At 51.2% G+C, this 9911-nt stretch carries 11 protein-coding genes and 1 pseudogene; 2 read left to right on the top strand and 10 right to left on the bottom strand.

The features are described from left to right. On the top strand, positions 1 to 529 hold a 529-nt coding region (locus AQR02_RS07995), incomplete at its 5' end, for an ABC-2 family transporter protein (RefSeq protein ID WP_187388767.1). Positions 530 to 592: 63 nt separating this feature from the next. Here the strand turns inward: AQR02_RS07995 and AQR02_RS07990 are convergent. The 7 genes from AQR02_RS07990 to AQR02_RS07960 all read right to left on the bottom strand — a co-directional run bounded on the left by AQR02_RS07990 (position 593) and on the right by AQR02_RS07960 (position 5496). After that, positions 593 to 1036 (bottom strand): GNAT family N-acetyltransferase, encoded by a 444-nt coding sequence (locus tag AQR02_RS07990; protein WP_054940123.1) that lies wholly within the window; start codon positions 1034 to 1036, stop codon positions 593 to 595. Positions 1037 to 1072: 36 nt separating this feature from the next. Further along, on the bottom strand, positions 1073 to 1612 hold the full coding sequence (locus AQR02_RS07985) for a histidine phosphatase family protein (protein WP_082451722.1): 540 nt from the start codon (positions 1610 to 1612) through the stop codon (positions 1073 to 1075). Next, complete coding sequence (locus tag AQR02_RS07980; protein ID WP_054940121.1) at positions 1609 to 2067, bottom strand: hypothetical protein; 459 nt, start codon at positions 2065 to 2067, stop codon at positions 1609 to 1611. Before AQR02_RS07980 ends, AQR02_RS07985 begins: the two co-directional genes overlap by 4 nt. Positions 2068 to 2071: 4 nt before the next feature. Next, positions 2072 to 2617 (bottom strand): ATP-binding protein, encoded by a 546-nt coding sequence (locus tag AQR02_RS07975; protein WP_054940120.1) that lies wholly within the window; start codon positions 2615 to 2617, stop codon positions 2072 to 2074. 39 nt (positions 2618 to 2656) lie between these two features. Further along, positions 2657 to 4072 carry an NAD-dependent malic enzyme gene (locus AQR02_RS07970; RefSeq protein WP_054940119.1) on the bottom strand — a complete coding sequence of 472 codons (1416 nt, stop codon included), beginning with the start codon at positions 4070 to 4072 and terminating at the stop codon, positions 2657 to 2659. A gap of 90 nt (positions 4073 to 4162) precedes the next feature. After that, a complete protein-coding gene (locus AQR02_RS07965) occupies positions 4163 to 4765 on the bottom strand; it encodes a hypothetical protein (RefSeq protein WP_054940118.1) in 603 nt (200 codons plus the stop codon). 134 nt (positions 4766 to 4899) lie between these two features. Next, on the bottom strand, positions 4900 to 5496 hold the full coding sequence (locus AQR02_RS07960) for a TetR/AcrR family transcriptional regulator (protein WP_054940117.1): 597 nt from the start codon (positions 5494 to 5496) through the stop codon (positions 4900 to 4902). A gap of 151 nt (positions 5497 to 5647) precedes the next feature. On the opposite strand from AQR02_RS07960, the gene AQR02_RS07955 reads away from it, so the two are divergent. Next, entirely contained in the window at positions 5648 to 6640 is a 993-nt protein-coding gene (locus AQR02_RS07955; protein ID WP_054940116.1) for an acrylyl-CoA reductase family protein, read from the top strand. Positions 6641 to 7005: 365 nt separating this feature from the next. Here the strand turns inward: AQR02_RS07955 and AQR02_RS35490 are convergent. From AQR02_RS35490 to AQR02_RS07940, 3 genes and pseudogenes are all read right to left on the bottom strand, one after another. Further along, a pseudogene (locus AQR02_RS35490) lies at positions 7006 to 7533 on the bottom strand (cupin domain-containing protein); the annotation flags it as partial. A 135-nt stretch (positions 7534 to 7668) separates the two neighbouring features. Next, a complete protein-coding gene (locus AQR02_RS07945; RefSeq protein ID WP_054940115.1) occupies positions 7669 to 9261 on the bottom strand; it encodes a sensor domain-containing diguanylate cyclase in 1593 nt (530 codons plus the stop codon). Positions 9262 to 9451: 190 nt separating this feature from the next. Continuing rightward, positions 9452 to 9911 (bottom strand): YfiT family bacillithiol transferase (locus tag AQR02_RS07940; RefSeq protein WP_054940114.1); only part of this gene is annotated, 460 nt, incomplete at its 5' end.

Genomic DNA, 9911 nt, shown 5'->3' with positions numbered 1-9911 from the left:
ATCTGCTGCGCTCCGGCGATTTCGACCGGCTGCTGCTCCGCCCCGTTCCCTGTTCGTCCAGGTTGCCGCCTCCAGGTTCCATCTGCACCGGCTGGTCCGGCCTGTCACCGGAATCTGTGCGGCAGGCTGGGCGCTTGGGAAGCTTGGCATCCCCCTGACGCCCGGCAGGCTCGGAATTCTGGCTATGGCACTCGCGGGAGGCTGCTTGATGTACTGCGGAGTATTCGTGCTGACCTCGGGTCTGGCATTTTTCACAATCAAAGGACTCGACTGGATTTATCTGCTGACCAATGCCAGCTACCAGATTACCCGCTGTCCGGAGCCGTATATGCCGCGGGCACTGAAATCTGTATTCAGCTTTGTGCTCCCGATGCTTTTCATCAGCTTCTATCCGGCGGCTACAGTATGCGGCTGGGATTATCCACAGTGGCTGGGCTTCCTTTCGCTGCCCGCCGGAGCTGTATTCCTGGGACTCTCGCTGCTGGTCTGGCGCATCGGCGTGAGGCATTACAAAAGCACAGGAAGCTGACTCCGGTTAACGGAATCAGCTTCCTGGCAGAACTTCATGCTAAGTATGGGCTCCATTAATACTTCAATGTGAGCTTAGATGCTTACGGTAGCCCTCAACCTTCTCATCCCGGTAGCCCATCCTCTCATAGAAGACATGGGCTTCCTTGCGTTTCTCACCGGAGACCAGGATGATATAATAACAATCCCGCTCATGGGCAATGCCTTCAATGGCGGTCATAAGCTGTTTGCCCAGACCCTGGCGGCGGGCCCGCGCGGAGACAACAACATTCTCAACGACCATAAACGGCCGGCAATCTCCTACGAGATCTTGGCAGATTATGCCCATGATGGAGCCCAGCAGCTCCCCGTCCACATAAGCACCTAATAATATGTACCGGCTGTCTGCCTTGATTGCCGCAAAAGCATTGGTAAGTTTGTTTCGTTCCGCCATTGTACCCGTCAATTCACCATATAACTCATTTAAGGCTGAAAGTGAGTCTGCCTCAATTTCTTTAATAGACACCATTTGTACTCTGTACCTCCTGCTTCCTGCATGTTTGAATTATTTCTCATATACATAAAGCTGTCCATTTCGCGGGTGCTTCATCCGTTGTCCGCTGTAAGATCTGCGCCGCAGCTCCCGCTCCAGCTGTTTCATGAATGCTCCATGCGTTATGATCAACACGTTCTTCCGCTGCGGATCCGCTTCCAATTTGTCCAGAACCGAAATAATCCGCTGCGAAGTTTCCCGCCGGCTCTCCGGCTGCGAGGGATGTCCGGCCAGCCACATCAGCCGTCCTATAACCATCCAGCAAGCTGCAGGAAGCTTGAACCAGGACAGCTTTACCGCCGCCACTCCAATTTCCCTAAGCTGCTCGCTAAGTGCAATATCTCCTGAATAGATTTGCCTTGCAGTATGTACGGCTCTTGGAAGATCGCTGCATATGCAGTAGTCCCAGTGCTCTTTATGATCCGTGAATGGTGCCGGGCGGATGCCGGCTGCATCGTACTCTGCAACCCACCTGTTGAACTGCTCACCTGTGATCCAGCCCCGCGCCGGAATATGGTCTGCCTTGAAATGCCTGACCAGACCCATTCTCATTTCGGCTCATTCCCGTCTGCCAGCAATTCAAACTGCTCACTCTGTCCGTCCCAATCGACACTCACCTTAATGATTGACTCCTCCCGGCTTACCAATCCGTCGCCCGAGCCCTGCAGCCGCAGACTTTCTAACCTTATGGGCCCTTCCATCGTCTGACTGGACCCGTGCCCAACCGCATCAAAGCCGAAGGTGAATTTTTTGATCTTTTTCAGATCCCCAGATTTGCCTTTGTAGGCAAGCTGGAAGGCATACTCGCTGGAAGGCTGGTAATACGTTGCTTTTCCTTCTGAGTGGACCGGTTTCTCTGTTAGTGTCTCACTATAGATTGCTGACCAGTGCTCGCCCTCTCCGGAATAAGTGTAGGTATGATAAAGGGTCCCGCTGCTGCAGGCGGAATTCAGTATAAGCATAAGTCCGCATAGCAGCAATGTACGTATAACTACAATCTTCCTCATGTCCTTACTCCTCTCTCCCGCAGGATAAGTAGTCCAGCACAGCCTCCACCCGTTCTTCGACAGACAGATCACCCTCCAGCCGCAGAACCGGACACTGAAGCTCCCGCATCCAGGCTTCATGTAGATTCAGGCTTCTGACGTCCGGTCCTGCCGTGTCATATAAACTGGCCCATTCCAGAAATGTCTGCACATCCTCGTACCTGCTCCCGCCCGGCAGACTGTGTGCGCCGTAACGTGCGAACTCTCTGGCTCTCAGCCGCTCCAGCCTAAGCTCCGGGGGAATCCACAAGAAGATGACCAGATCAAAATAAGAGCGCAGCCCGTCTCCCCAGCCGCAAACTGCACCGGACAGAATCCATGGCTCCTGATGCTCCAGATCATACTTAATCCTGCTAAGCCGCTCACCGATATCACTCTGCTTCGAAAACTTCTGTTCCCAAAAATAGTCATCACTATCCAGATGGACATGCGGCAGCCGTCCGGCCAGCGCATGTCCGAGCGTGCTCGTACCTGCCCCCGAAGCCCCCATAATATGAATCCTGCTCTTCATCTATACCTCCAGATCCGTATCCCGTTTCACGTAGCAAAATTAGCCCTCCTCCGAGATATCCGGTGGAATGCGGCGGGCCATTCCTGTAGAGACAGCAGCTTTGATTACAGCCAGCCGTACCTGCTCAACTACCTTTTCGTTAAAAATACTCGGGATAATGTATTGCTCATTCAACTCGTCGTGGTGAACCACCGAAGCAATGGCCCGGGCTGCCGCCAGCTTCATCTCTAGATTAACCGCCTTGGCCCTGCAATCCAGGGCTCCGCGGAAAATCCCCGGAAAACACAGCACATTATTGATCTGATTAGGATAATCACTTCTGCCTGTCGCCAGCACACGGACATAAGGCTCAGCCAGCTCAGGTTCTATTTCCGGAGACGGATTGGCCATTGCAAATACGATGTTATCACTGGCCATGCTCCGTAATTGCTCCACGGACAGCACGCCCGGGCCGGATACCCCAATGAATACATCCGCTCCGCGCAAGGCCTCCGTTAAGCCTCCAGTAATCCCTTCCGGATTGGTCGCTCCGGCCAGCCACTGCCACTCGGCATTGCTGTAGACCTGTTCCCTGCTAAGAATTCCCTCCCGGTCCACAGCGCAGATTTTTCCGGCGCCTGCCGCGAGCAGCAGACGGCAAATGGACACACCGGCTGCACCGATGCCGACAACAACGATCCGGCATTCTGCGAGCTCCTTGCCTACTACTTTCAGTGCATTCAGCAATCCGGCTAATGCGACTACCGCCGTACCATGCTGGTCATCATGAAATACAGGAATATCGAGCTCAGCAGCCAGCCGCCGTTCTATCTCAAAGCAGCGCGGAGAACTGATATCCTCCAGATTGATTCCGCCGAAGCCAGAGGAAACCGCTTTCACTATACTGATGATTTGCTCCGGGTCTTTCGTGTCCAGGCAGAGCGGAAAAGCATTAATGTCTGCCAGCTGCTTGAACAGCATCGCCTTCCCCTCCATAACCGGCATTGCCGCCTCTGGGCCGATATCACCGAGACCGAGTACTGCCGTACCATCGGTAACGACAGCTACCGTATTTCTTTTCATAGTCAGGGAATAGGCTTTGCCGGGGTCTTCTGCGATAGCCATACAGACACGGGCCACACCAGGGGTGTAGACCAGTGACAGATCCTCACGGTTTTTGATCGGCATCTTGGGGGTAATCTCTATTTTGCCGCCGATGTGGGCAAGGAATGTCCGGTCAGATACATTAATTACCTTAATCCCCGGTAAAGTTGAAAGCACGGTAAGAATCTCTTCGTTAGCCGCATCCTGGACATTTACGGTAATGTCGCGGATCGTAACCTCTTTCCCGGCACGGATAACGTCGATAGCAACTATATCCCCGCCCGCTGCTGCGAGCGCTGAAGCTACATCACCGAATGAAGCAACCGATTTACGGATTTCCAGGCGAATAATCATTGTAGTAGCGATAGACATAGAACAGGCCTCCCAGACCATATTTTTCTATATCTACTATACTACAGTTCACACAATGTACATAATAGTAGAGATTTAGTGAAAGTGAAGTCAAGGTCTGTACATTTCCTGCAGTAAAACAACTTTGCCGCCAACAGCTGTATAATAGAATAATCTGTCCTTAAGTTCTGTGGAGTAGAAATCCTGATATTGAACCGCCTGAAGTCTGGCTTCCTCCAGAACATCAATCTGCACATCCGGCTCCAGCTTGATCGTCTCCAGCTCATCGCTTGTATTCCTGATGTAAAACCCGTTCGCCAGCGAACTGGCCTCGGGATTGCCGTCTTCCTTAGCGGCTGCTTCAGCTTCTTCTCCGGAGAACCATTCCACTACATCCAGGTCCAGACTAAGAATTCCATCTTCTTGGCTGAAATCCTGAACGAATGCCAATTTCTTAGTGACATCCGGCAGCTTCAGCAGCGTCTCTCTCAGTTCGTAAATGCCGTCAGCATTCATATTCCCGTTTGCGGAGTTAACCTCAACCTCGAGCCTGTCTACGGACTGTATCAGCTCTGCCGCTGCTGCTGCATAATCATTGCCGGGCCCCTCATTGTCTGACGATTCATGAATACGGTATGCGGAATACACATTAAGCGCTATTGAAGCTGCAAAGACAACCGCTGCTGAAACTGTAAACCATTTTGCCCGACTCATAGAACACCCTCTTCACTAAGGATTACCCAATACTCAACCCATAATTTAACATATCCTGGAGAGTTAATGCCTGCAAAATTGTAACTATTTCCGCAGGAGTATTTATCATCCCTCTGTTTGATATTCATAAGCTTTCACACGCTGAGCACCTTCATAATGGCATCATAACAGGAGTCCTTATACACCCCGTGCAGCTCGTCCTTATCCGCCATCAGCCATTGGATCAGGCAGCCGTCGATGATCGCACGGATCACGGGTGCAGTTGTATCCGGGGACAGCTCCTTAGCGAAAATCCCCTCCTGCTGTCCGAGCCTCATTATCTCTGTACTGATACTAGCGCAGCTGTCATAGAACCGCTGGTTAATCTCCCGGTAGACCGGGATGCGGCTGGCTCTCGCCAGGAAATCCAAATAGACGCGGTAAAAGGAACGGTTCTGGTCCGGGCCGGGGAAGGCAGAGCTGATATAGGCGGTCAGCTTACCTGTGGCTGAATGCTGATCTGCTACCGCTGCTTGCTCCTTTGCAGAGATTTTGCCGGTCAGCCATTCGAGCAGTTCAACCAGAACCGCTTCCTTATTCTCAAAATAATAATGGACAACCCCTTTGCTGACCTCTGCATGATCGGCAATGGTCTGCAGGGTCACTGCGTCGTAGCCACGATCGGAGAGCGAATGAAAAGCGGCATACAAAATCTGTTTGCGTTTCTCTTCCGACTTCTTGTAACGTACCATAGGACCTCCACGATATAGGAATGTAAAGCAATCATTGATTAAGTTCAATATATGATGTGTATTATATCATGGTAATAAAAAAGTTGACCGGTCAGAATAATTAATATATAACACGCTTATAATACAGTCCGGATGAGGAGCGGAACATCAAATGTCAAATACTTTTCAGGCTTTGGTTGTAGACAAGACAGATACTTTCTCAGTGGAGGTCAAGCCTGTGGCAATGGAAGAATTGCCTGCAGGTGAGGTGCTGATCAAGGTATCCTACTCTAGCGTAAACTATAAGGACGGATTAGCCAGCATTCCAAATGGAAATATTGTGCGGAATTATCCCTTTATCCCCGGAATAGATCTGTCAGGGGTTGTAATCTCTTCGGCCGACAGCCGGTTTGAGGCAGGCCAGTCCGTCATCGCCACCAGTTATGGCATTGGCGTGTCCCATTTTGGCGGTTTCAGTGAATATGCGCGAATTCCCGCCGACTGGGTTCTCCCCCTCCCGGATGGTCTTAGCCTGCGGGAAGCAATGATTTACGGAACGGCCGGATTTACCGCCGCGCTGTCCATTCAAGCGCTGGAAGATCACGGGGCTGCGCCGGATAAAGGCAAGGTGCTCGTCACCGGAGCAACAGGCGGAGTTGGCGGTGCGGCAGTAGCGATGCTGGCCAAACTAGGCTACCAGGTAACTGCCAGCACAGGCAGAACAGACGAAGCGGGGTATCTGCAGGTTTTAGGTGCGGAAGAGGTCATTTCCCGCGAGGATGTAGGCAGTGGTGCGCTGAAGCCGCTGGACAAGCAGCTCTGGCAGGCAGCAGTAGATTCAGTAGGCGGCAGTCCGCTGGCAGCCGTGCTAAGCAAGATCACATACGGCGGCGCTGTGGCTGCAAGCGGCCTAACCGCCGGCACGGCAGTTCAGACAACAGTGCTGCCATTTATCCTGCGTGGGGTCAGCCTGCTGGGTATTGATTCCGTGTCCTGCCCTGCCGGGAGACGTAAAGACATCTGGCAGCGGATGGCAACGGATCTGAAGCCGGAGGTGCTTGAAGCACTGGTTGACCGCGAGATCACGCTGGATGGTCTGCCTGCCGCACTCGAAGATATTCTAAATTCAAATATTAGAGGACGGGTGCTTGTCCGCCTGTCCTAGAAGCAGAAGCCTCCCGGGATTGTTCCCGGGAGGCTTTCATTGGCACTTGCTTGATTCTACTCGTTCTCTGTTCCTGCGCTCGGATAAGCTGGATAGTCTTGAGCATACGGCTGCTGACGGTATAACTGCTGAACATGAGGCTGACCGTAGTAGCCGTGAACACTCATTGGCTGGTATCCGAAGCTCTGTGGAGCCGGCTGATACATGTATGGTGACATATTAGCTGTAGCCATAGCCGGAGCGATATTCACTGGCGCCATATTTACCGGAGCCATGTTCACCGGAGCCATGTTCACCGGAGCTAAATTCGCCGGAGTTATCATGGCTCCTTTTACATTTTCGGCCGCTGTCTTTGAAGGTTCACAGCAATCGGCCGGAGGACCAATGAACGTCATTGGCTTCAGCGGAGCCAGCGTCTCCTTCAGCATAGCCTCATTTAGACAGTAAGTATGGGCCAGCACACGGGCCGGTGTTTTGCTTAAAATATCCGATCCAAGAATGACCTGTGGTGTGGGAGCATTAAAAATAGCCAGCAGATGCGTACAATCTACCGTTGCAACTTCGTAATGCCACCAGCCCTGCGGCACGTTAGCCACCTGGCCCGGTGTAATCGGAAAGTGCAGCAGCTCACCCGTGAACGGATTAATCAAGGAAACCACTGCCTCACCGGAGATGCAATAGACCAGCTCAGCGGCATTTTGATGATAATGCGGTTCGACCACATTTGATTTGCTGAGAAAAATATCAAGCAGCGACGTATTATCCAGCGTATTCAGCTCTTTAATCCCCATAACGTTAATATAGTTGCAGTCATCCTTCTTAAACAAGGTGCTGCAGTTCAGATCAAAGGTGAATTGAGTATTGGGAGAAGTATAATCGATATTTAAAGTCACGCGAATCCTTCCTTTCTTCGGAGCCCATTTTTTTCGTTCTGAAGTAGGATATGTATTCGCCTATGTTCAGGTGATGATTTTCTTGATTCAAGACCGCATTAAAAAAGCATCCTCCCTGGGGAAGATGCTCCATCCTTACTCTCCCGCGATAACTGTCCGGTTTCTTCCAGTATGTTTGGCGGAGTATAAAGCTTCATCTGCGTGTCCAAGCAATTCTTCCCGGGTACGCCCGTGTGTGGGATAATGGGCAATTCCCTGCGAGGAAGTGACTTTAATCGGCAGGGGAACCTCACTTTTTTCCAGGGTTTTACGGATTCTTTCGGCCACTGTGTAAGCATGGTCGGGTTTCGTCCGGGGTAGCAGCAGGACAAATTCTTCACCGCCGTAACGGGCGCAGATATCGCCGGGACGGATGCTTGCAGTAAGGATTTCTGCAACGCGTTTAAGCACCTCATCCCCGGCCAAATGGCCGTAAGTATCATTGACGAATTTGAACTTGTCCACATCCAGAACGATTACGGAAAAAGGTACCCGGGCAGCAATCCACTGATTGATGCTGATATCCAGCGCTCTTCGGTTCGTTAAACCGGTCAGAAGATCGGTCATCGCATCCTGGGTCAGCTGATCCGTCTGCTTCTGGATGTCCGTCCAGGCCATCACCACCGCTTTGGTAAGCAGATCAACTTCCCTGTTCCAATGAGGTTTGAGCTCTGGCAGCTCGACATTTTCTTTGCCGATTCTGTTCACCAGGTCGGCCAGGACAACGAACGGCTTGGCTAAGCGGTGTGCAAGCACAAACACGCTGAGCAGCAAAATAACGAATGGAATGACCGTATAGGCCAGAATTTTGCTTAAGTGAGCCAGCAGTTGTTCCTGAATGACATGAACCGGAGATACAACGGCAACTCCCCAGTCATTAGCGGGAACCGCCGAATAGCCGGCCAGCATGGATACCCCTTTGGTATTCAGCGCCTGCATTTTCCCGTTCTCACCCCTCCTTAATCTCTGGACGACCTCGTTAGGGCTGATATCCTTATTTAATTGCCCTATGTCCGGATGGAACAGCACACGCCCCTCAGCACTGACAATATAGTAATACGAACCGGATTCATCAATATTATTGTTCCCGAAGATCATATTCAGGATATTGTAATCCCGTAGATAGACCGTGCCTCCGAGCTGTCCAAGATACTGTTTGTCTTTGTTATACAGCGGTTCGCTCATGAAAAAAAGCATCCTGCCTGTCGTGGACGAAGTATACGGTGAGGACAGATAGGAGTTCTTCAGCCGGAGAGCTTCCAGAACCTGGGGCGATTGAATTCTCTTCCCGACCATACCCAGGGTTTTCGGTGAATTATTCTGTACCGAGCCGTTTGTGTTAACCAGAATAATGGAATTAAAGTAGTTGCTGCTATGGCGCATTAAATCAAGATAAGCATCAATATCTTCAGGCTGCGATGCCTCCATACTTGCGATTTGATCCGCACTGAAAAGCAAGCTGCTGCGCATCGAACGGAACAACGAATCTACCGTTTTGCTCATTCTTTCCGCATTGGCATAATTCAGATTAAGCGTGGTCTCTATTAGTGATTTCTTCTTAGATTGGTATGACCCAATGAGCAGAATCGTAGTTGTCAATAGAAACACCATTGTCACCAGTGCCATCAGCAGCAAAGTGAGGCTGAGTTTCATTCTTGATTTGGCTTCTGCTCTCTTCGGTGTAGGCATTCCCCGACCTCCTTATGTACCTGTGCCCATTTGGTATAATTATATACGATAGAGAAAGAGAATCTACATACAGATTTCATTTCCATTTTTTGCATGACAGGGCAGATCAGCGCACGATTTATATACCCCTGCAAAAGAAATAGAGCAAGGGGCAGGAGTAATTCCTGCTCCGCTTGCTCTTGTGCGTAGATTACCATCCGCTCCGCTTGATGAGCGAGGTGATCTGCGCAATGTGGTGGCTGTTGTGCCAGATATATCTCTGTAATGCTATATCCAGGCTCATCGTCCCGAGGCCTGCACTCACAAAAATCCGGTCAAAATCAGCTTCACTCAGTGAACCCAGCAAAGTCATGAACCGCGGGTTCAGATGCTCCAGCAGCCGGAGTGAAGACTCTATCGGCTCTTCCAGATAATCGCTCTGTTCCGCCCACAGGTCCTGCCGGTAGGTTGGAATCTGCGGTGCATCTTCCGTAAGCCCCCGCTTAAAGCGGAGGTAAGCGAACATATTCGTGTCCGCAAGATGATGAACAACCTGTGCAGCACTCCAGCCGCCTGGACGGTAAGGGGTATTTAACTGCTCTGATGTAAGCGGGCGAACGGCTTCGCTTAAGCCAGCCGAGAGCGTGGCAATCTTCAGAATATCCTGATTC

The sequence above is a fragment of the Paenibacillus ihuae genome, assembly GCF_001368795.1.
Lineage (GTDB): Bacteria > Bacillota > Bacilli > Paenibacillales > Paenibacillaceae > Paenibacillus_AQ > Paenibacillus_AQ ihuae.
This window is presented reverse-complemented; position numbering and strand designations above follow the sequence as displayed.